General features: G+C 64.9%; 22 protein-coding genes. 13 read left to right on the top strand and 9 right to left on the bottom strand.

The genetic code is table 11. The features are described from left to right. The first annotated feature begins 389 nt into the window (after positions 1–389). From AC3WLC_RS31970 to AC3WLC_RS31945, 6 genes are all read left to right on the top strand, one after another. Positions 390–1,295 carry a hypothetical protein gene (locus AC3WLC_RS31970; protein ID WP_493687900.1) on the top strand — a complete coding sequence of 302 codons (906 nt, stop codon included), beginning with the start codon at positions 390–392 and terminating at the stop codon, positions 1,293–1,295. Positions 1,296–1,332: 37 nt separating this feature from the next. Next, positions 1,333–1,839: a YciE/YciF ferroxidase family protein gene (locus tag AC3WLC_RS31965; RefSeq protein WP_091842470.1), complete on the top strand. Its 507-nt coding sequence runs from the start codon at positions 1,333–1,335 to the stop codon at positions 1,837–1,839. A 69-nt stretch (positions 1,840–1,908) separates the two neighbouring features. After that, the gene (locus AC3WLC_RS31960) at positions 1,909–3,150 is read left to right on the top strand and encodes an NAD(P)/FAD-dependent oxidoreductase (RefSeq protein WP_493687899.1); all 1,242 of its coding nucleotides are present in this window, start codon (positions 1,909–1,911) and stop codon (positions 3,148–3,150) included. A gap of 183 nt (positions 3,151–3,333) precedes the next feature. Beyond that, positions 3,334–3,582: a DUF6894 family protein gene (locus tag AC3WLC_RS31955; protein ID WP_493687898.1), complete on the top strand. Its 249-nt coding sequence runs from the start codon at positions 3,334–3,336 to the stop codon at positions 3,580–3,582. 372 nt (positions 3,583–3,954) lie between these two features. Next, positions 3,955–4,215, top strand: coding sequence for a hypothetical protein (locus tag AC3WLC_RS31950; protein ID WP_493687897.1), 261 nt, complete (start codon positions 3,955–3,957; stop codon positions 4,213–4,215). 368 nt (positions 4,216–4,583) lie between these two features. Then, positions 4,584–4,826, top strand: a complete 243-nt coding sequence (locus tag AC3WLC_RS31945; RefSeq protein ID WP_493687896.1) for a DUF6894 family protein — start codon at positions 4,584–4,586, stop codon at positions 4,824–4,826. A gap of 358 nt (positions 4,827–5,184) precedes the next feature. On the opposite strand, the gene AC3WLC_RS31940 is transcribed toward AC3WLC_RS31945, so the two are convergent. From AC3WLC_RS31940 to AC3WLC_RS31905, 8 genes are all read right to left on the bottom strand, one after another. Further along, positions 5,185–5,448 carry a DksA/TraR family C4-type zinc finger protein gene (locus tag AC3WLC_RS31940; RefSeq protein ID WP_493687895.1) on the bottom strand — a complete coding sequence of 88 codons (264 nt, stop codon included), beginning with the start codon at positions 5,446–5,448 and terminating at the stop codon, positions 5,185–5,187. A 265-nt stretch (positions 5,449–5,713) separates the two neighbouring features. After that, on the bottom strand, positions 5,714–6,172 hold the full coding sequence (locus AC3WLC_RS31935; protein ID WP_493687894.1) for a YidB family protein: 459 nt from the start codon (positions 6,170–6,172) through the stop codon (positions 5,714–5,716). 20 nt (positions 6,173–6,192) lie between these two features. Beyond that, positions 6,193–6,447, bottom strand: a complete 255-nt coding sequence (locus AC3WLC_RS31930) for a GlsB/YeaQ/YmgE family stress response membrane protein (RefSeq protein WP_137882138.1) — start codon at positions 6,445–6,447, stop codon at positions 6,193–6,195. Positions 6,448–7,466: 1,019 nt separating this feature from the next. Continuing rightward, entirely contained in the window at positions 7,467–9,674 is a 2,208-nt protein-coding gene (gene paoC / locus AC3WLC_RS31925; protein ID WP_493687893.1) for an aldehyde oxidoreductase molybdenum-binding subunit PaoC, read from the bottom strand. Between the two features lie 3 nt (positions 9,675–9,677). After that, the gene (locus AC3WLC_RS31920; RefSeq protein WP_493687892.1) at positions 9,678–10,628 is read right to left on the bottom strand and encodes an FAD binding domain-containing protein; all 951 of its coding nucleotides are present in this window, start codon (positions 10,626–10,628) and stop codon (positions 9,678–9,680) included. After that, positions 10,625–11,236: an aldehyde dehydrogenase iron-sulfur subunit PaoA gene (gene paoA, locus AC3WLC_RS31915; protein ID WP_493687891.1), complete on the bottom strand. Its 612-nt coding sequence runs from the start codon at positions 11,234–11,236 to the stop codon at positions 10,625–10,627. The genes AC3WLC_RS31920 and paoA overlap by 4 nt, the downstream gene beginning before the upstream one ends. Before the next feature lie 342 nt (positions 11,237–11,578). Then, entirely contained in the window at positions 11,579–12,118 is a 540-nt protein-coding gene (locus tag AC3WLC_RS31910; RefSeq protein WP_493687890.1) for an RNA-binding protein, read from the bottom strand. A gap of 183 nt (positions 12,119–12,301) precedes the next feature. After that, a complete protein-coding gene (locus tag AC3WLC_RS31905; RefSeq protein ID WP_493687889.1) occupies positions 12,302–13,072 on the bottom strand; it encodes a 3'-5' exonuclease in 771 nt (256 codons plus the stop codon). A gap of 385 nt (positions 13,073–13,457) precedes the next feature. On the opposite strand from AC3WLC_RS31905, the gene AC3WLC_RS31900 reads away from it, so the two are divergent. The 6 genes from AC3WLC_RS31900 to fabF all read left to right on the top strand — a co-directional run bounded on the left by AC3WLC_RS31900 (position 13,458) and on the right by fabF (position 19,004). Continuing rightward, positions 13,458–14,129 carry a CerR family C-terminal domain-containing protein gene (locus AC3WLC_RS31900; RefSeq protein WP_493687888.1) on the top strand — a complete coding sequence of 224 codons (672 nt, stop codon included), beginning with the start codon at positions 13,458–13,460 and terminating at the stop codon, positions 14,127–14,129. After that, positions 14,126–15,082, top strand: coding sequence for an HlyD family secretion protein (locus AC3WLC_RS31895; protein WP_493687887.1), 957 nt, complete (start codon positions 14,126–14,128; stop codon positions 15,080–15,082). The genes AC3WLC_RS31900 and AC3WLC_RS31895 overlap by 4 nt, the downstream gene beginning before the upstream one ends. Further along, positions 15,079–16,011: an ABC transporter ATP-binding protein gene (locus AC3WLC_RS31890; protein WP_493687886.1), complete on the top strand. Its 933-nt coding sequence runs from the start codon at positions 15,079–15,081 to the stop codon at positions 16,009–16,011. Before AC3WLC_RS31895 ends, AC3WLC_RS31890 begins: the two co-directional genes overlap by 4 nt. Continuing rightward, positions 16,008–17,150 (top strand): ABC transporter permease, encoded by a 1,143-nt coding sequence (locus tag AC3WLC_RS31885; protein ID WP_493687885.1) that lies wholly within the window; start codon positions 16,008–16,010, stop codon positions 17,148–17,150. Before AC3WLC_RS31890 ends, AC3WLC_RS31885 begins: the two co-directional genes overlap by 4 nt. A gap of 72 nt (positions 17,151–17,222) precedes the next feature. Beyond that, positions 17,223–17,729, top strand: coding sequence for a winged helix-turn-helix transcriptional regulator (locus AC3WLC_RS31880; protein WP_493687884.1), 507 nt, complete (start codon positions 17,223–17,225; stop codon positions 17,727–17,729). Between the two features lie 9 nt (positions 17,730–17,738). Further along, a complete protein-coding gene (gene fabF, locus AC3WLC_RS31875) occupies positions 17,739–19,004 on the top strand; it encodes a beta-ketoacyl-ACP synthase II (protein ID WP_493687883.1) in 1,266 nt (421 codons plus the stop codon). 7 nt (positions 19,005–19,011) lie between these two features. Here the strand turns inward: fabF and AC3WLC_RS31870 are convergent, their stop codons facing one another. Next, positions 19,012–20,001: a zinc-dependent alcohol dehydrogenase family protein gene (locus AC3WLC_RS31870; protein ID WP_493687882.1), complete on the bottom strand. Its 990-nt coding sequence runs from the start codon at positions 19,999–20,001 to the stop codon at positions 19,012–19,014. Between the two features lie 103 nt (positions 20,002–20,104). Between AC3WLC_RS31870 and AC3WLC_RS31865 the strand changes: the two genes are divergently transcribed. After that, complete coding sequence (locus AC3WLC_RS31865; RefSeq protein WP_493687881.1) at positions 20,105–21,001, top strand: LysR family transcriptional regulator; 897 nt, start codon at positions 20,105–20,107, stop codon at positions 20,999–21,001. Positions 21,002–21,117 lie beyond the last annotated feature (116 nt).

Genomic DNA, 21,117 nt, shown 5'->3' with positions numbered 1-21,117 from the left:
GATCGTATCGGAGAGGCTGCGCATCGCGGCTGTCCTTTGCGGGTCATGCCGAGATGGCGCTGACGAGAGCCCAACTGCCTCGCGTGGATTATGTTGCAATGCACAATGAAATGAATCGACTCTTCTGTCTCAGTAGGAATCGAGCGCGCAGTCTGGGGTGAAATCCGGGCGCCCGGACCGATCCATACATCCGGCGAGAGCGACGCAATTCGCGTCCGTAGTCGCAAGCTAGCCTACCAAAGACACCATTCCAGTCGCTCCCCAGCTGCGATGGGCGGCTATCCGCCGTGTCACGGAACAGATCGGCTCGTACCAAGTTGAGCTGAGATCGGGCGGTCATAGGGCCATCCGCAATGCGCCGCAGGCGGCGCCCTTAAAGTGCAATCCACATGACAGACTACACCGCCTGTGGCGTCGCCGACGGCACGACCGCACGCGCGTCCTCCGCTGTGTCCTGGAGCGCTGTACTGGGAGGTGCCGTCGTCAGCGCGTCGATCTCCCTGATGCTCCTCGCCGCTGGTGCCGGGCTTGGCTTCACCTCCGTTTCGCCCTGGTCGCACGCGGGCGTCGCCGCCACGACATTCGGCATCGCTGCCCTTGCTTGGCTGGCCATTGTTCACCTTCTGGCGGCGGGCGCGGGCGGCTATCTCGCCGGACGGCTGCGTACCAAACGCGTCGGTCTCCACACTGACGAGGTCGCGTTCCGCGATACGGCGCACGGCTTCATGACCTGGGCTGTCAGCGCCATCGTCACCGCAGTGCTGCTGGCTTCTACTGCTTCTATGGTCATTGGCGGCACAGCCCGGCTTGGTGCCAGCGCAGCGTCAGGGCTCGCATCGTCCATCTCTGGCATGGCGAGCCAGGCGGCCGGCCGTGTCGACCTGTCGAATCTGGATCCCTCCGCGTATCTGACGGATTCCCTGTTCCGCACAGACCGTCTGACTCCATCTCCGACCGACGCCGGCCCGGCCCGCGCTGAGGTCGGCCGGATCGTCGCAATGAGCATCCGCGATGGTGACATGGCGCCAGCGGACAAGACCTACGTCGCTAGCGTGATTTCGACCCAGACGGGCATCAGCCCGCCCGACGCCGAAAAGCGCATCAACGACGCCATAGCTAAGACGAAAGAGGCCGCCGCCAAGGCCGAGCAGACCGCTCGCGAGACGGCGGATGTTGCCCGCAAGGGAGCTGCCTCCTTCGCCCTGGCGACCTTCATCGCGATGCTGATCGGCGCGCTGGCTTCGAGCTATGGCGCGACTGTCGGCGGCCGCGCCCGCGACAAGGTCGAGGCCTGATCACCACGCCTACCCTCTGAAACCTGGAGAGACCAACATGGCCACGACTGCACCCAAAGCCCTCGACGACATGTTCCATGACATGCTCAAGGACGTCTATTACGCCGAGAAGCAGATCCTGAAGGCGCTGCCGAAGATGGCGAAGGCAGCCAAATCCCCCGACCTGAAAAAGGCATTCGAGACCCATCGCACCGAGACCGAGAACCATGTCGAGCGCCTGAGCGACGTGTTCGAAGCCATCGGCAAGGCGCCCCGCGGCAAGACCTGCGACGCCATCCTCGGCATCCTCGAGGAAGGCAAGGCCGTGATGGAGGACTATGCCGACAGCCCCGCTTTGGATGCCGGCCTCGTCGCCTCCGCACAGGCGGTCGAGCACTACGAGATGACCCGCTACGGCACGCTCAAATCCTGGGCTAAGCAGCTCGGCCACAAGGAAGCGGTGGCGCTGCTGGACGCGACACTTGCCGAGGAGACCAAGACCGACAAGCTGCTGACGCAGCTCGGCGAGCCCGCCAATTCCGCGGCTGTCGCAAAAGCGGCCTGATCTGAAAGCGCTCGTTTCCCCCGGCAGCATTCCCTGCCGGGGTTTTTCTTGCCAGCGATCGAGTATGCGATGTTCGATTCCGACACGACAGTTCAGCAGGATCTGCGTGGAGGCTGCCCGCCTTGGCTGGCAGGATTTAGGCGGCCTGTCCGGGCAATGCTCGAACGGAACCTGACCTGTGACATTCTGATCGTAGGCGCCGGAATCACAGGCGCGCTGTTGGCGCAACATCTGACCTCGCTTGGTCACCCGGTCTGTGTGATCGACCGCGAGCGCGCTGGCTTCGGTAGCACCACGGCCAGTACTGCGATGCTGCAATGGGAGATCGATTGTCCCTTGAGCGAGCTCACCAACTTTTATGGCTTCGAGCGCGCCGCCAATATTTATCGCCGTAGCCATCAGGCGGTGGCGGGTCTGAGGGGGCTGGTCGACGATCTGGGATTGCGATGCGCTTTCCGTCATCGGAGTTCCCTCTACCTCGCGGCAGGAGACGTTGGAGCCTCGGAATTGCTCGCCGAATATCAGCTTCGTGAAAGAGCGGCACTGCCTGGGGTCTACCTCGATTATCCGACTTTGCGCCGCGAGTTCGACTTCGACCGGGAAGCAGCAATCATCTCTCCCGGATCCGCGGATGCCGACCCCTTGTTGCTGGCGCATGCGCTTTTGGCGCAAGCGATCCAGCATGGCGCAACAATGTTCGATGCGCAGGCTGTATCCTATGACGACTTCGGGCACGGCCTCATCGTCGGCCTGGAAAGCGGTCACCAGATCGAGGCGAAAAAAGTCATCCTGGCGACTGGCTATGTCATGCCGGACTTCCTGAAAACCGAACTCCACAGCACAGCCTCCAGTTGGGCCATCGCCACGCCGCCGCAAACGCCGGAGGCGCTATGGCGGGATGGAGTTCTGATCTGGGAGGCGTCGGAAGACTACCTTTATGCAAGGACCACCGCGGATAATCGTATCGTGATCGGCGGCGAGGACGACGACACTGTTACTGAGCCCGAAGAGCGCGATGGATTGATGCCTGAGAAAGCCGCAACGATCCTGAGAAAGCTCTCGCTGCTCCGGCCGAACGCAGTCGCGAAGGCCGAGATGATCTGGTCGGGCGCTTTTGGTCAAACCTATGACGGCTTGCCTCTCATTGGTCGGGCGCCAGGAATGCCCAGCCTGTTCGCTGCCTATGGCTACGGCGGCAATGGCATCACCTTCAGCTTCCTGGCCTCGCGCATGATTGCGAAAATGATCGGAGGCGACCAAGAGGACTGGTACGACGACTTCGCGCTCGACCGCCCCGTTCCAAAAACCTAAGCGACGCCACTGCGTGTTTTGCGGCTCCCAGGCACGGGGCAGCGCTGATAGCGGCTGCAACCGACGAGCACGATACCCAAGCTGTGTTCAAGCAAGCCGCGGCCAAAAAAATTTGACCCATTAAAGAGATAAGCCGGAACGGCCGGGGCGCTCGCGCATTCCCTTTGATCGGAGGAAGGCGCCATGGCCAAGTTTCGGATAACAACCAAGGACGCAGCGGGACGCTCGACGAGCAAGATCGACGCCCCCAATGAACAGGTCGCAGCGGCTGAGGCGCAGAGAGCGTTGGCCGATATGGCGAAGGATGAGTTGCCAAACGGCAAGCGCTTCTCCTTTAGAGCGCGTGTTCGAAATGAGTCTGGCGATGAGACATATCGCGCCTCTCTCAACTTCCATGGCCGGAGCCGAAAAGCGCCTCGTGGGAGAAGATAGATCAATCGGCGCGTTCCTATCGCGCGTTAGAGTGCCGCCTTCTCTCCGACCCTGGCAGTCCTGTTTCATTCCTCTCTCAGCCGCCATTGCACAGTATCAACCGCAAGGACGCGGCCTAGGTAAAGCCGATAGTGATGGTCGAGCGCTTATGCGCCTGGATTCATGACGAGAAACTGCGGCACGCCTCCTTCAAGGGCCTGCGAGACAGGGCTGATGAGGCGAGGATTTACCGGGCGTCGAACTCACGAACAGTGTCTTTTGACATGGACAAGTAGCGGGAAATGGCGCGCCATGGGGTGGCCGTTGTCTCCATACTGCTCTTGGAAATGACCGCGTGCGGCGCATGCTGACGCCGCCAAGCGGAGACACGCTGTGATTACCGGAAACGGCCTTTTGAACCTGCGCGATGGGCGCCGGGTGGAAGTATCGTACCAATTCGCGGGCGACTATGACGACCGCCGGGCGGGTTATCTTCTCTTCGACACGAGCGAGTTCGACGACAGCCTATTTTGCCATCGCGTCGTCCTCGATTGCGATGATCGTAATGCTGTCCTTCTTGTCGTCATGAATCGCAGTGACAGGCACCTGGCCGTTTGTGGTCGGATTCTTGTACCTGTCGACGAAGCCGCATAGGGGTCGGATGATGTACCCGGAGCGAGTGACTGCCACCCTCCCATGGTATGAGGAGGCCGATTTTAGCGAACTTATGGTTCTCGCCGGCGATGTCGGCCTGCCGCATCTGACTTACAAGCTCTGGTATCGAAGTGCGATGCAGACGGTCGATGACTTTCTTCGTGCTGGGCAATCTGTCGCCTTCGTCACAATCCGGCCGGCGGCATGCACTGCTTGGCTAGAAGGCAGGCCAGGAACTTCTGAGAAGAGCGCGCGTTTCAAGGCAAAATCATAGATGTGTCCAAGCCAGAGGCCGCGTCAGCCGCTTGCTGGGCCGGCGCGGCCTACTTTTTTGGCGTCTCTTAACCCAGATTGGCTCATGCCCCATTATGCCGCGCTATTTCCTCGATTATCACGACGGCGCCAACGACTTCATTGATGTGAGGGGTAGAAATCTAGAAAGCGACGCTAAGGCCATGCTTGCGGCACGATCGATGATGGCGGGGCGCGCCGCCGTGGAGATTCTGCGAGGCGGAGAAGCAGTGTTGAGGGTTCGCGTGCGTCGCGGCTCGACCCCCGTCTTTGCGGTGACCATAGCCACGTCCGAGGACATTTTCCGCCTTGATGCCTGAAAGGCGTTGCCGCCCAGACTAGGAGCATAGACGGCGGGCGATTGCGGCCCCCAGCGGCGCCAGCCGTCTGCCTCCGCATGTCGTCATAGACCTTTCCGAACGTGAGCCGGACATCGACGCCAGGTCTCCGAAATAGCGTAGAAGCGCGAGCGGGTAGGGGCTGTTGCTTCCACCGCTATCGGCCGCCAGTGCGCCCTCGGCTGCGGCGAAGGCGCTGATTTCCGACCCGCCTCGGCTCGACGCGCGCCAGCCCGCGGCTGGGGATCATGATAAACGGCCCGCCCTTTGAGGGCGGGCTTTTGTCTCCGGGATCAACCGAATTGCGTCCACGGGTCTGTGCGGCCTGCGGCTCCGCCGGTTACTTTAGCTGACTGTCCTTGCTCCCGCGTCGATTGATGCCACCGACTTCCGGGCGCCGATCAATTGAGGATTGGCAATCGATGCACGTGCGAGCCCCAGGCATTGCCTTGCGCCTCGCCTCGGGGATTTCCTCGTCGCAAACTTGGCAGTGAGTCTCACCTGCCCCGGAAGGAAGCTTGGCGCGGGCCAACCGAACCGCGTCAGTGACCGAGTCGTCAATCTGGTCTTGAACTGCCCCATCGGGGGCCCATCCACTCGCCATCGTGATGCCCTTTATGCTCGACCCCAGTAAATCGAGAACGAGGGCATTTGTTCCACCGTTGTGGCCAGGTGGTGCCCGAATTTAGGGCTGCTGAAGAAACCCATCATCGCTGATATGCGCAAGCCCGGCCTCGATGAGCCGGGCTCCCTTACCCTGTGCGCTGCGACATCCGCAGCCTCCGGGCAAAGCTTCGCACTATGCCGCTGGTGCGGCGGCGCGGGGTTCTGGGCGCCGACAAACTGGGCACAAACTGGCCTATCGGGCGCTAAGCTGGGACGCGGCCGTCGGGCGTGTACCTGTCAACGGCGTCCGGCAACTGCTTCGAAAGGCGCGCTAGGATTTCTTCTCGGCTGAGCCCGGTCTGCGTCGCCAGGCGGTCCATGACATCAGGGCCAATTGCCTGTTCGAGATCCGGGGCTTCCAGCTGCTGGTTTGGGCCAGTTCGGACCCATGAGTCGGCAGCATCGCCTCGGCCCGCCTGCTTGAAGCGTTCGATGAGCTCCTGGATGCCGTTTCCGAGCAGACCACCGATGCCACCAGTCGTGGCCGATTGGGCACCACCGATGACATTGTCCAGGCCCGCAGGGGCATCCTGGGGCGCACGTCCCTGCTGTGAGCCTCCGAACCACTCCGCGAGCTTGTCGCGATTTTGGTACCCTGCGACCGCAAGGAGGCCGAGCAAGGCGGTCATGGATGGAAAGCCACTGTTGTTGCTGTCGCTCATGAGATTTCCCCTTAGTGTGTTCAGGCGCTGCGGCGGCTCATCATCGACCAGACCATCAGGACGATCACGGCGCCGATGACCGCGCCAACCAGTCCGGCTCCTTCACCTGGCCGGTACCAGCCCAGTGCCTGACCCAGGAAGGTTGCTACGAAGGCGCCGATGATGCCGAGGATTGTAGTAAGAACGAAGCCTGCGGGCTCATTCGCGCCGGGTGACAAGAACTTGGCGATGACGCCGGCGACGAAGCCGATAATGATGGTCCAGACGATACCCATCGATGGCCTCCGACCCTGATGTTCGCTTAAGCGCGACGCGCTAGGCAAACCTCAACCCCAGCCGCGCTCAGAAGGTTCCGGATTTCGCTAAATCCCAGCGTCTTTTCTACTCGATACGGGCCAGCACCTTGGCATGCGGGTCCCGTCGCCGGTTCGATAGGCTATGGCATCTATCGCTTGAATATCGAAGGCCGAGCCTAGCGCGCGAAGGACGTGACGCCGAAATCCCGCGCCAAGTCCCCGGTTCAAACAGGGAGTTCGGAAACCCTAATCATGCCCCAAGCCCCGGCGAAGCTAGTCTGAGGGATCCGAAATCGACCCAAATTGGCGAACTGCTCGCGAAGGGGCCTGAGCTCTGACCGTTTCCAGATTGCCATCGAGCACGCAAAAGCGCCTTGTCAATGAGGCCGCGATTTTCACAAGATCCAACTGTCCGTCGATCAAGACAGAATGCAGATCTCGATTGTCCGAGGTACCATCGCCTTCGCGCACGGGAAGCTGCCTTTCAATCTCGCGATAGATCGCATCGGCCAGCCGTCGCAATCGCACGACATGGGCGTTCGGGTCCTTCAATGCCTGAGTGTTCTCAAACAGATGGGATCAAATCGCCGAAAAGAAAGGCCCGCGACCCAAATGACCCCGGCGTCATCGTTGAGGACGACACCCATGCGACCGCCGAAGCAAGGACCTGTTCCGACGGCCCATGGGAGCAGATTGGCGCCGAGAACCGGCAGCGACGCTAGCGGATCGGGTCTTTTTGTCTCAGACGGCTGACTGCTTGTCCCAACTGGGCTTTTGAGGTGAAGTGGGACGGCTATCGCTTGGCAGTCTACGGCGAGGCCGACGGCGTGCACATCATCACCCGCGGCGGACATGACTGCGCTATGGGTAATGAAGCGAACGTCCGCTTCCTAGCAAAGCTTCAATGTCTGGACGTGGCGCAACACACCCAACCCGCTGTCGCACAGTCCCTGTGCGCAAGTGCCACGCTACCATTGCAGACGCTGGTGCGGCGGCGCTCAAGTGGCGTCGGGCATGCGGGCCAACAGCTTGTCGAGCGTGATCGGGTAGTCGCGCACCCGCACGCCCGTCGCGTTGTAGATGGCGTTCGCCACGGCCGCACCGACCCCGCAGATGCCGAGCTCGCCGACGCCTTTCGCCTTCATCGGCGAGGACATCGGGTCAGTCTCGTCGAGGAACACCACCTCCTGATGCGGGATGTCGGCATGCACCGGCACCTCATAGCCCGCGAGGTCGTGGTTGACGAAGAAACCACGGCGCTTGTCTACTGCCAGTTCCTCCATCAACGCCGCACCAGCCCCCATCGTCATCGCGCCGATGACCTGGCTGCGCGCTGTTTTCGGGTTGAGGATGCGTCCGGCGGCGCAGACCGCCAGCATGCGCCTGATCCGCGTCTCGGCCGTGGCCGCATCGACGCCGACTTCGATGAAATGCGCGCCGAAGGTGGATTGCTGGTGCGTCTCGTCGAGATTGCCGTATTCGATGGTGTCCTCGGCCGTCAGCGGCCCTCCCTCCGCGGCGCTCGCAAGAGCCAGACTGCGGTTGCCGGCCTTCACCTCGCCGCCAGCGAACTCGGCTTCCGTGGAATTGATCCCGAGCTTTTGCGCCACCGCCTCGCGCAGCTTGACGCATGCCGCATAGACGCCGGCGGTCGAGCTGTTGCCGCCCCATTGCCCGCCGGAGCCGGCCGAGACGGGAAAGGCGGAATCGCCCAGCTTCACCACGACCTTGTCGAGCCCGACGCCCAGCATCTCGGCTGCCGTCTGGCCGATGATCGTGTAGCTGCCTGTGCCGATATCGGTCATGTCGGTCTCGACCGTGACGATGCCTTTGCTATCGAGGCTGACGCGCGCGCCGGACTTCATTACCAGATTGTTGCGGAAGGCGGCCGCGACGCCGATGCCGACCAGCCAGTTGCCCTCGCGCGTCTGGCCGGGCCGGGCAGAGCGGCGCGACCAGCCGAAGCGCTCGGCCCCCACCTTGAAGCACTCTTCGAAGCGCCTCATCGAGAACGGGCGCTTCGGCTTTTCGGGGTCGACCTGCGTGTCGTTAAGCAGGCGGAAGGCGATCGGGTCTAGCCCGAGCTTCTCCGCCATCTCGTCCATCGCCATTTCGAGCGCCATCAGGCCTGGAGCCTCGCCGGGCGCGCGCATGGCGTTGCCTTCGGGCAGGTCGAGCTCGGCTAGGCGCATCGCCGTCATCCGGTTGGCGCCCGCATAGAGCAGCCGGGTCTGCTGCACCGCGACCTCCGGCCCGCCACCTTTCAGATCACCCGACCAGCTCTCATGGCCGATCGCGGTGATCTTGCCCTCCTTCGTCGCGCCGAGCCGGATACGCTGGATCGTCGCAGGGCGGTGGGTGGTGTTGTTCATCATCAGCGGGCGCGTCAGAGCGACCTTAACCGGCCGTTTGGCCGCACGCGCACCCAGCGCCGCCAGCAACACATCAGCCCGCAGGAACAGCTTGCCGCCGAAGCCTCCGCCGATGAAGGGGGAGACGATGCGGATGTTATGCTTGGGGATACCGAGCGTCGTCGCCATGTCGGTGACGCCCCAGGCGACCATCTGGTTGGCGGTCCAAAGCGTCAGCTTATCGCCCTCCCAAGCGGCAAGCGTCGCATGCGGCTCCATCATCGCATGGCTTTCGTCGGGCGTCGTGTAGCTTTCGTCCAGCTTCACTGGCGCATTCTTGAAGGCACCCGCAAAATCGCCGACATGCGTGTCGTCGAGGCTGGGATCGTCGCCCTCGGGCTTGACGGCCTTATGCTTTGCCGCCTTGAGGTCGAAGGCACCCTTGGCGGCCGCATACTCTACCTTGACCAGGCTCGCCGCAGCGCGCGCCTGCTCGAAGCTCTCGGCCACCACCAGCGCCACCGCCTGATGGTAATGCTCCACTTCCGGTCCCGCCAGCAGGCGGGCAGTGTTGCGCTTGCCCTTCTTCAGAGCGCCGGCTTCCTTCGCCGTGACCACGGCGAGCACGCCCGGCGCCTTGCGCGCAGCGTCGAGATCGATGGAGGCGATCCGGCCCTTGGCGATGCCGGCGCCGAGTACATAGCCATAGGCCTGGTTCGGCACCACGTCGTGCTGTTCATAGGCATAGCGGGCCGTGCCGGTAACCTTGCGGGCGCCATCGATGCGGTCGTGCGGCTGGCCGACCACCTTGAGGCGGTCGATCGGATTGTCGGTTGCGGGCTTGTTGAATTTCATGGCTCAGCCCCTTGCCTGTGCCAGCACCGCGCCGAGCGTGCGCTCGACCAGCGGCAGCTTGAATGCGTTCTCGTCGGTCGGTTTGGCCCCGGCGAGCATGGCTGCCGCAGCGGCCTTCGCCCCGCGAGGCAGCTCGGCCTCGGCCTTCTCGTCGCGCCAGGGTTTGGGCGCGACGCCGCCGAGCGCGATCCTGCCAGTACCATCGCGCTGCACGATGGCAGCGACAGCAATCAGGGCGAAGGCATAGGAAGCCCGGTCGCGCACTTTGCGATAGATATGCGTGCCGCCGACAGGCCTGGGCAGCGTCACCGCAGTGATCAGTTCGCCCTTCTCCAGCACCGTCTCGAGATGCGGGGTCTTGCCCGGTAGGCGGTGCAAATCCGCTACCGGGATCGAGCGGGATAAGCGATCCGGCTTCACCGTTTCGACTGTGGCGTCGAGTGCTCGCATCGCCACGGCCATGTCGGAGGGATGTGTCGCGATGCAGGCATCGCTGACGCCGATCACTCCGAGCTGTCGCGAAAACCCGCCGATTGCCGAGCAGCCGCTACCCGGCTCGCGTTTGTTGCAGGGCTGCGCCGTGTCGTAGAAATACGGGCAGCGTGTCCGCTGCAGCAGGTTTCCGGCCGTGGTGGCACGATTGCGCAATTGTCCGGATGCACCGGCAAGCAGCGCGCGCGAAAGCACGGCGTAGTCGCGCCGCACACGCTCATCTGCTGCGAGAGCGGTGTTGCGCACCAGCGCGCCGATACGCAGGCCACCATCGGAGGTGGGCTCGATCTTGTCGAGGCCGAGACCATTGACGTCGATGAGATGCGTCGGAGACTCGATCTGAAGCTTCATCAGGTCGAGCAGATTGGTGCCGCCCGCGATAAACTTGGCGTCGCCGCTGTTCGCCGCAGCCGCTGCAGCCTCGGCAGGCGAATTCGCCTTTTCGTAGGAGAACGCCCTCATCCCTGCCTCCCCGACACTTCGGTCATCGCCTCGACGATGTTCGAATAGGCACCACAGCGGCAGATATTGCCGCTCATGCGCTCGCGGATCTCGGCTTCGGTCACCGTCACGGCGCCGGTCAGGTCGGCGCTGACATGGCTGGGAATGCCCGCCTTGATCTCTTCCAGGACAGCGACGCCGGAGCATATCTGCCCGGGCGTGCAATAGCCGCACTGGAAGCCATCGTGCTTCACGAATGCAGCCTGCATCGGGTGCAAGTTATCGACGCCGCCCAGCCCTTCGATGGTGGTGACCTCGGAGCCCTGGTTCATGATCGCCAGCGTCAAACAGGAATTGATCCGCTGCCCGTCGACCAGCACCGTGCAAGCACCACATTGACCGTGGTCGCAGCCCTTCTTGGTGCCCGTCAGGTGAAGATGCTCGCGCAGCGCATCGAGCAGCGTCGTGCGCGTATCGAGTTCGAGCTGGTGGCGTTGGCCATTCACGCTGAATGAGACCTCGCTCAGCACTGGCTCTCCGCTCGGCGCCGGCTGCGCCCGTGTGCCTGTCGCCGTCGCGGGAAAGGCTGCACAGGCGCCGGCGACGACCATCAAGTCACGCCGGTTCATTTCCAGTTCTCGGGGAGTTGGCATATCCGCCTCCGATTTTCGCAAACCGCGGCGAGGGCTCGCTCCCGAGTAAGCCGCGTTGCGAAAGAGAACCACCGAACAGGCGACTAGTTCACTATCGTTCTAAATTGTTGCGCACACGAGGTCGTCAGGTCGCTGGTGCCTGCAGCGTTGCTCGGGCGCCGATCACGGTCGCGGCTTCCTTTCCCCCAGTCGAAGGGCGCCGTGGCCGCTAAGGGAAGTAGCCGAACAATGTCCGCTTTTCGACGAAGCGTCGACGTCGGCAAGTGGCGCGTCACAGAACGAATTGTGCGTCCCGCCGAGCTTGCAGCCTGTCCGACATCAACGAAGCAGCCCGTCCGCATCGAATTCGTCCCACCCTGCGAGACCGGGCGCTGCCTCCTCAGCGCCCTCCCGCTCGGTTCCGCTGGGACCGGATGCGGCCTTCAGCTTCCGGGCGAGGGCTGCCTTCGCCGCGGCGCGCCGACGATTCTCGGCGCTCCGGATCGCATCCTCCTCCCGCCAGATTGTGGGCAGGTCGCCGTCGAGGATTGTCTCGATGCTTCGTGGGTCGAAGACGTGGAAGGTCACGGCGCGGGCGCGTCCGCGGAGCTTCACGGTACGCGTCCCGACACTTCGCAGGCGACCGTCTTCCAGCCACTTGTGACGCTCGCGCGAGGAGATCCCGAGGACATCCTCGATCTCGCTCGGAAGCATGGGCAGTTCGGTGATGCCTTCGAGCGCATCGCTGACACGGCTGGCGAGCGCATCGAAGTGCTCCGCGTCGGGCACCGAAAGGATGACGAGCCCAGCATCGACAGTGAGGTGCTTTCGCATGGTCCAAGGAAGACGACGGCGCAGCTCGCGTTCGATCCCCTTCATCCTGACCGAAGATCCGAGTGTCGTGGATGAAGGAAGCGGCCATTCCGCGACCGATGGGGACGAAGCCGATGTCATATCCGAGCGCCCGTACCCGAAGCCTGCCTTCGGAGCCCGCCTGTTAACCGCCGGAGCACTGCGACGTTCCCGTTGGCCTCCTCGCGCGCATTCCCTCCGGAGGTGCGATCACAGCAGGCTCGGTTGGACGGGTTTCGATGGCTCCGGGACTCGAAGGTCTCCCCGTCGCCTCAACTCCGTCTCGGCGCTAAAGCGGATATCTATGTCGCGATCCCGCGCCAAGTTGCGCAATGCCGCTTCGGTAGTCTGATCCCAGCTCTTGCCGCGGTCCGGGCCGGAAGGCACGCGCGGCAGAAGCCCGGGTTCACTACTCCAGAGCAGCAGTTGGTCGAGTGATGCCTCGTTGAGCATGTCGCGCAGGTGATGGGCGGTGACATAGGCGTCGGGCATCGCCCGATGGGCCGGAAGGCCGAGTTCGTGGATCAGCCCCTCCGGCATGCGCTGATAGCGCAGCATCTGGTTCGAGAAGCGCGGAAGATGCGGCCACAGCCGCAGCGCGCATTTCCAGGTGCAGATCCAGCGTGCGCCTCCCGTCAGCGACGAGGAGCAGTAGCGCATCTCGAAGCTGGCGCGATGGGCCGCGAGCGCGACCACGCCGCCTTCAGGGCGCAGCACGGACGGCGCGACCTGTTTCCAGAATGGCGCGCCCGCCACGTCGATATCGCGGATGTGATGGACGGCCATGGTGTCAGCCGAGATCGTGCGGCCTGGATCGACGAAGAGCGAACCTCGCTCCTCGTTGATTCGCCAACGGCCACCGGCGTCGCGTGCGACGTCCTGCCATCCGATCTCGCAGACGTCGTGCGGGCCGCCTCCTGCAGTCTCCAGGTCGATCACCCTGATGCGTTCGTGGATCATCGCCAGGAGATCGGCATTCATTCAGGACAGGACAAGTCAGCAGCGCCGAACCGACTTCATCTTGCGCGGATCGGCCTCCCAAATCGCTGTGGGTCGAAAACGCTCATCGAGCCCGATTCGGTAAAGTCCGCGTCCCGACAGGGTGCCAATGTCCGCAATTGGCGCGGATTGGGCGCGCGGCATTCAATCGAATGGCGTCCTTTGATGGCTGTCTTGCGCAGGAGCGCGGCGGCGAGACGCCGACGCTTTTAGGCCAAGTGACAAACTGACTGCGCCACGGTGACAGAATACGCGTGTTGGTGACCAACTCTTTGCATCTTGAGAATTTGGTCAACGTCGCGGACATGGCGTTCACAATTTCAATCAATCGATTGATTGAAGTGCGGAGTGCTGTTATCCTCCTGTCATGGCACGCACATCCATCCTCAAGGACGCCGAGGGCACGCGGCAGGCGCTGATCCGCGCCGGGCTCGACCTGTTCGGCCGCAACGGCTTCGATGCGACCTCGACGCGTGAGATCGCCCAGGCGGCGAAGGTCAACAGCGCCGGCATTGCCTATCATTTCGGCGGCAAGGACGGGCTGAGAAAGGCCTGCGCCGAGGCGGTCATCGCCCGGATGCAGGCGGTGCTGGTCGGCGGGGCGCCAACGGTCGCGATTATGGTCGATGCCGCCGACCGCGACATTGCGGCCGAGCAGCTGCTATCCCTGATCGAGCGTATGATCGCCTTCCTGACGACGGCGCCGGAGAGCGAGATGATCGCGCGCTTCGTCGTGCGCGAGATGTTCACGCCGAGCCCGGCCTTCGACACGATCTATGGCGGGCTGTTCGAGCCGGTGCATCGCCGGGTCTGCCAGGTCTGGGCGGCGGCGACAGGGATGGAGCCGGAGGCGCCGGCGACGCGCCTCGCCGTCTTCACCGCGATCGGCCAGCTCATCTATTTCCGCATCGCGCGCCCGGCGGTCACCCGGCGCATGGGCTGGGACGAGATCGGCCCCGATGAGGCGCGGGCCATCGGCGAAGCTATCAGGCGCTCGGTCCGCGCCAGCATTCTCGCCTGCAGGGGAGAGGCGTCATGATCCTCGATTTCATCTGTTCCTTCGCCATCGCCGCCTCGCTTGGCGTCTGCGTGCCGGCCTCGACTCCCGTCGTCGGCTATGTCGAGGGCGAGTATGTCCGGATCGGGCCGATCGATACGGCGCGGATCGAGGCTGTCTCGGTCCGGCGCGGCGAGCGCGTCGCGCCCGGCGCGCTACTTGCCGAGCTGCAGGCCGACGATGCCCGCAACACCGTCGCCGAGAGCGAGGCAAGGCTTGTGCAGGCGCAGGCGCAGCTCGCCAACCTGCTCAGCGGCAAGCGGCCGGAGGAGATCGCGGTGATCGAGGCAACCGCCGTCTCCGCCAAGGCGCAGGAGCGCGAGGCCGAGCGGGCCCTGGAGCGGCGGCAAGACCTGTTCCGCCGCGGTGTCTCGACCCAGGCCGACCTCGACCAGGCGCAGACGGCGCGCGATGTTGCCGCGGCGAATGTGCGCCAGAGCGCCGCCAATCTCTCCGTCGCCCGGCTGGCGGCGCGCGAGGAGGAGATCAAGGCGGCGCGCAACCAGGTCGCACAGGCGCAGGCGGCGCTCGACCAGGCGAAATGGCGGCTCGGCCAGCGCAAGCTGATGGCGCCGGCCGCCGGCATCGTCACCGACCTGATCCGCCATCCCGGCGAGCTCGCGGGACCAGCGGCGCCGGCGCTGACGATCCTGCCCGATGGCGCGGTCAAGCTGATGCTCTACGTGCCGGAGGCGCTGCTCTTCGGCACCACCGTCGGCACGCGGCTCGATGTGCGCTGCTCGGGCTGCCCGGAGCGGATGACGGCGACCGTCTCCTATGTCTCGCAGGAGCCGGAATTCACCCCGCCGGTGATTTATTCGGCGCAGACCCGCCAGAAACTGGTCTATCTCGTCGAGGCGCGGCCGGAAGGCAGCCCGGCGACGCGGCTCCAGCCCGGCCAGATCGTCGATGTCATGTTGCGGGGCCGCAAGTGAGCGAGCGCAACGTCATCGACGTGCGCGGCCTGACCAAGCGCTTCGGCAAGCGCACGGTGGTCGACCATGTCGACCTCGCCGTCAGGGAAGGCGAGATCGTCGGCTTTCTCGGGCCGAACGGTTCCGGCAAGACCACGACGATCCGCCTGATCTGCGGCCTGCTCACGCCCGATGCCGGGGAGGGCACCGTGCTGGGTCTCGATGTCAGGACGCAGAGTGCCGAGATCAAGCTCCAGGTCGGCTACATGACCCAGAAGTTCTCGTTCTATGAGGACCTGACGATCGAGGAGAACCTGACCTTCGTCGCGCGCCTCTATGCGCTGAAGCCGGTGGACGAGGCCGTCGCTCGTACGCTCGACAATCTCGGCCTGACCTCGCGCAAGGACCAGCTCGCCGGCACACTCTCCGGTGGCTGGAAGCAGCGCCTCGCGCTCGCCGCCTGCATCATGCACCAGCCGAAATTGCTGCTGCTCGACGAGCCGACCGCCGGCGTCGATCCGAAGGCACGGCGCGAATTCTGGGACGAGATCCATCGCCTCGCCGGCGACGGGCTGACCGTGCTGGTCTCGACCCATTACATGGACGAGGCCGAGCGCTGCCACCGCATCGGCTACATCGCCTATGGCAGGATGCTGGCGACCGGCACGGTCGACGAGGTGGTGAAGGGCTCGGGGCTCTCGACCTATGTCGTCCATGGCGCACTGAAGCCGGCCGAGATCGCCGAGTTGGCGAAGACGGATGGCGTCGAGCAGGTCGCGCCCTTCGGGACGACGCTGCACGTCGTCGGCACTGACAAGGCAAAGCTCGAACGGGCGCTTGCGCCTCTGAAGGATCGCCCCGGCATCAGCGTCGAGCCGGATGCGACCAGCCTGGAGGACGTCTTCATCCAGTTCATGGCGAAGGCGCAAGCCGAAGGGAGAGCGGCATGAGCGCGCTTGCCCTGTTCTCGCCCGGCCGGCTCGGTGCGGTGCTCGCCAAGGAGTTCGTGCAGATGCGGCGCGACCGCATCACCTTCGCGATGATGCTGGTGGTGCCGATCGTCCAGCTGCTGCTGTTCGGCTATGCGATCAACAACGATCCCAAGGGCTTGCCGGCGGCAGTTCTGGCACTGGGGCAGGATCGCTACACCCGCTCCGTCGTCGCGGCGCTGGAAGTCTCCGGCTATTATCGCTTCGGCAAGCGGCCGGAGAGCGCAGCCGAGGCCGAGAGCCTGATGGCGCGCGGCGCGATCTCCTTCCTCGTCACCATTCCCAGCGATTTCGGCATGCGCGTCGAGCGCGGCGACGAGCCGCGCATCCTGGTCGAGGCCGATGCGACCGATCCGGCGGCGTCGAGCAACGCCGTCGGCGCGCTGCAGACCATCGCCAGCCGGGCGCTGACGCGGGCGCTCGGCACGGACGAATTGAAGCGCGAGCAGAGCGAGAGCGCGCTCTCCTTCGTGGTCCACCGGCGCTACAATCCCGAGGGCATCACCCAGTACAACATCGTGCCTGGCCTGCTCGGCGTCATCCTGCAGATGACGATGGTGATGATGACGGCGATGGCGCTGACCCGCGAGATCGAGCGCGGCACGATGGAGAACCTGCTCGCCATGCCAGCGACGCCGGGCGAAATCATGCTCGGCAAGGTCTTGCCCTATCTTGCCGTCGGCAGCGTCCAGGTCGCGGTGGTGCTCTCGGCGGCGAAGCTGCTCTTCGGCGTGCCGTTCCTCGGAAGTCTCGGGCTGCTGCTGACCTGCGTCACCATCTTCGTGCTGGCGCTGGTGCTGCTCGGCTACACGATCTCGACCATGGCGCGCACGCAGCTCCAGGCGATGCAGCTGACCTTCTTCTTCTTCCTGCCGTCGTTGCTGCTGTCGGGCTTCATGTTCCCCTATGCCGGCATGCCGCTCTGGGCGCAGTGGCTCGGCGAGATCTTCCCGCTGACGCATTTCCTGCGCGTGGTCCGTGCGATCATGCTGAAGGGCGCTGGTCTCAACGACATCGGCACGGAGATATTTTATCTCTCTGTCTTCGTGCCGCTTTATGCCGGCATCGCGCTGATGCGGTTCAGGAGCACGCTGGATTGACGGGGACGGCGGCGCGCTCCGTTCGGCATTGTGGCTTGCAAAACGATAGTGACTACGCTAGCGAGCCGGGTCATGCAGCCCAAGCTTGCTCCGCTCACCGAATGCCCCTGCGCCCTCGCGGTCGAGACCGTTGGCGAGTGGTGGAGCATCCTGATCCTGCGCGATGCGCTGCAGGGGCTGACCCGTTTCGACGAGTTCGAGCGCAGCCTCGGCATCGCGCCGAACATGCTGACGCGCCGGCTGAAGCATCTCACCGAGAGCGGGCTGTTCGAGCGGCGGCTCTATAGCGAGCGGCCGAAGCGCTATGAGTACGTCCTGACCGAGAAGGGCCGCGACGTCTTCCCGGTCGTCGTGGCGCTGATCGGCTTTGCCAACCGGCATCTTGCGCCCGAGGGCGCGTCGCTATTGCTGGCCGAGCGCGGGACCGGGCGGCCGATCACACCGATCGTCGTCGATGCCGCGACCCTGCAGCCGGTCACCGCAGAAGGCGCCACCATCATCGCCGGGCCGCGCGCCAGCAACGACCTGCGCGAGCGTCTCGCGGCGCGTCAGGCCGCCACTCAGACCAGATCGATCTAGGAGCCCGCCATGCGCCGCATCGTCGTCACCGGACTGGGCGTCGTCTCGCCCTTGGGCTGTGGAGCCGAGCTCGCCTGGCAGCGCCTGCTCGCCGGCCGCTCCGGCTTGCGCAGCTTGCCCGATGCGGTTGCCGAGACCCTGCCGGCCAAGGTCGCCGGCATCGTGCCGGGCAAGTCCGAGGATAATGAGGGCGGCTTCGATCCCGATGTCGCGATCGCGCCGAAGGACCAGCGCAAGATGGACCGCTTCATCCAGTTCGCACTGGTCGCCGCCAAGGAGGCGTTGGCGCAGGCCGGCTGGCAGCCGCAGGACGAGGCCGAGCGTGAGCGCACCGCGACGGTGATCGCCTCCGGCATCGGCGGCTTCCCGGCGATCGCAGAGGCGGTGCGGACCACCGACCAGCGCGGCGTGCGCCGGCTGTCGCCCTTCACCGTGCCGTCCTTCCTGGTCAATCTCGCCGCCGGCCATGTCTCGATCGACCACGGCTTCAAGGGCCCGATTGGCGCGCCGGTGACCGCCTGCGCCGCCGGTGTCCAGGCGATCGGCGATGCCGCCAGGATGATCCGGGCCGGCGAAGTCGATATCGCGCTCTGCGGCGGCAGCGAGGCCTGCGTCGATCTCGTCGCGCTCGGCGGCTTTGCAGCGGCGCGCGCGCTCTCGACCGGCTTCAACGACGAGCCGGAGAAGGCATCGCGGCCGTTCGATTGCGACCGCGACGGCTTCGTCATGGGCGAGGGGGCGGGAATCCTGGTCATCGAGGCGCTTGAGCATGCGCAGGCGCGCGGCGCGACGATCCTCGCCGAACTCACCGGCTACGGCACCAGCGCCGATGCCTATCACATCACCTCCGGCCCCGAGGATGGCTCCGGCGCGCGCCGGGCGATGGAGACGGCGCTGAAGCAGGCGGGGCTAAAGCCGGGCGATGTCGCCCACCTCAACGCCCATTCGACCTCGACGCCGGTCGGCGATCGCGGCGAGCTCGCCGCGATCAAGGCGGTGTTCGGCGAGAAGGGCGGCATTGCGATCAGCGCGACGAAGTCTGCGACCGGCCATCTGCTCGGCGCAGCCGGCGGGCTGGAGGCGGTCTTCACTATCCTCGCCTTGCGCGACCAGATCGCGCCGCCGACGCTCAACCTCGAGAACCCGGACGAGGAAGCGGCCGGGCTCGACCTTGTGGCGAAGGCGGCCCGGCCGCTTGCGATGGAGCACGCCATCTCGAACGGCTTCGGCTTCGGCGGCGTCAATGCCAGCGTGGTGTTCAGGCGCTGGAGCTGAGCGGCTCTTAGAGCGTCACCACGACCTTGCCGAACTGTTCGTTCGATTCGAGGTAGCGATGCGCCTCGACGATCTCCTCGAACGGGAAGGTCCGGGCGATGATCGGCTTCAGTGAGCCGTCGCTCGGCCCATCGAGGATGAAGGCCTTGGCGGCGGCGAGGCGCGCGGGGTCGCCGGCGATCTCATGGACGAGGTAGCCGCGCAGCGTCAGGCTCTTGCTCAGCACGTTGAAGAGCGGGAAGGGCGTCGCCTCCGGGCTGAGGCCGCCATATTCGAACAGGATACCGCCGCGCGCCATCGCGGCGGTCAGCGGCAGGCAGGCCGGGCCGCCGACCGCGTCGAACACCACCCTCACACCGTCCTCACCGGCGATCTCCTTCAGCCTGGCTTCGAGATCTTCTTCGGCCGAGGCGATGACATGGGCGGCTCCAGCCTCGCGCAGCGCCTGCGCTTTGCGCGTGGTTCGCGTCACCGCAATCGGGATCGCGCCGACCCGGTTGGCGATCTGGATCGCGGCGAGGCCGACGCTGCTCGATGCGGCGGTGATGACGACATGCTCGCCTTGGCTGAGTTGGGCGATGTCGATCAGCGCGCCATAGGCGGTCAGATACTGCATCCAGCTCGCCGCAGCCGCCTCCCAGCTCAGCGTCGGCGGGTGCTTGATCACGAGCTCGGCCGGAACGGTGACGAGCTCGCCATGCACCGGCCAGCGCACCATCGAGCGCGGCGGCACCAGGCTGACGGCATCGCCGGGCAAGAGGCCCTCGACGTCGGCGCCGACGCTCTCGATCAGGCCGGCGGCTTCGAGGCCGATGCCGGAGGGAAAACGCGCCTGTTCGATGTAGGTGCCGGAGCGGAACAGGGCTTCGGCCCGGTTGAGGCCGAGTGCTCTGGTCCGGATGCGGACTTCGCCGGGGCCGGGCAGCGGGACGTCGATGTCCTCGATGGTGAGGACCTCGGGACCGCCGAAGCGGTGAAAGCGGATCGTGCGGGCCATGCTCAAGACTCCAAAACAGAGCGAATGAATGAGCTATGCCAGTGTGTAATTCTGGGATAAATTGCACTCCATGATCGATAATCGGAACTGCTGATTTCGGATGATGGATCGCCTCACCAGCATGGCCGTGTTCGTCAGGGCGGTCGATCTCGGCTCCTTCGCCGCAGCTGCAGCGGCGCTCGGCCTCTCCGCGCCGATGGTCGGCAAGCATGTCCGCTTCCTCGAGGAACGGCTCGGCGTTCGCCTGCTCAACCGCACGACGCGGCGACAGAGCCTGACCGAGTTCGGCCGGGCCTATTATGAGCGCTGCAAGACTGTCCTCACCGAGGCCGAGGCTGCCGATGCGCTCGCTGCCGACCAATTGGGCGAGCCCCGCGGCAGGCTGCGAGTGGCGCTGCCGGTCCTGTTCGGCCGGTGCTGCGTCATGCCGATCCTGCTCGATCTGGCGCGCCGATACCCACAGCTGGAGCTCGACCTTGCCTTCGGTGACGGCTTCGTCGACCTTGCCGAAGGCGGGCACGACCTCGCCATCCGCACCGGCGAGCTGCACGATGCGGCCAATCTCGTGACGCGCCGCGTCGCGCGCCAGCGCATGATCGTCTGCGCCGCGCCGTCCTATCTCGAAGTCCACGGAACACCGGCGCAGCTCGCCGATCTCGCCGATCATGACGCGCTGATCTATCGCCGCTCCGGCGGCGTGCGGCCCTGGCTGTTCCCGCGCGAGGGCGGGGCGCCGACAGAGGTCATGCTGCGGCACCGTTTGCGGTTCGACAATCTCGAAGCAATCGCCGATGCGGCAGTGCTCGGCATGGGCCTCGCCTGGCTGCCATCCTGGCTGGTGCGCGAGCGCCTGAAAGTCGGTGCGCTCGTCGAATTGCTGCGGGATGAAGGGCGGCTGCCCTATGACGTCCACGCGCTCTGGCTGCAGACGCCGCATCTGCCGCCGAAGGTGCGCGTCGCTATCGATGCGCTGGCGGCGGAGCTGCCGGGGCTGATGTGAGGCGGCCTCGGCGTCCAGGCTCCTGCTCAGAGCGGGATGTTGTCGTGCTTTCGCCAGGGGCGCTCGACGCTCTTGGTGCGCAGCATGGCCAGCGCCCGGGCGATGCGGCGGCGGGT

It is taken from the genome of Allobosea sp. GW821-FHT03A12 (genome assembly GCF_058986765.1).
This window is presented reverse-complemented; position numbering and strand designations above follow the sequence as displayed.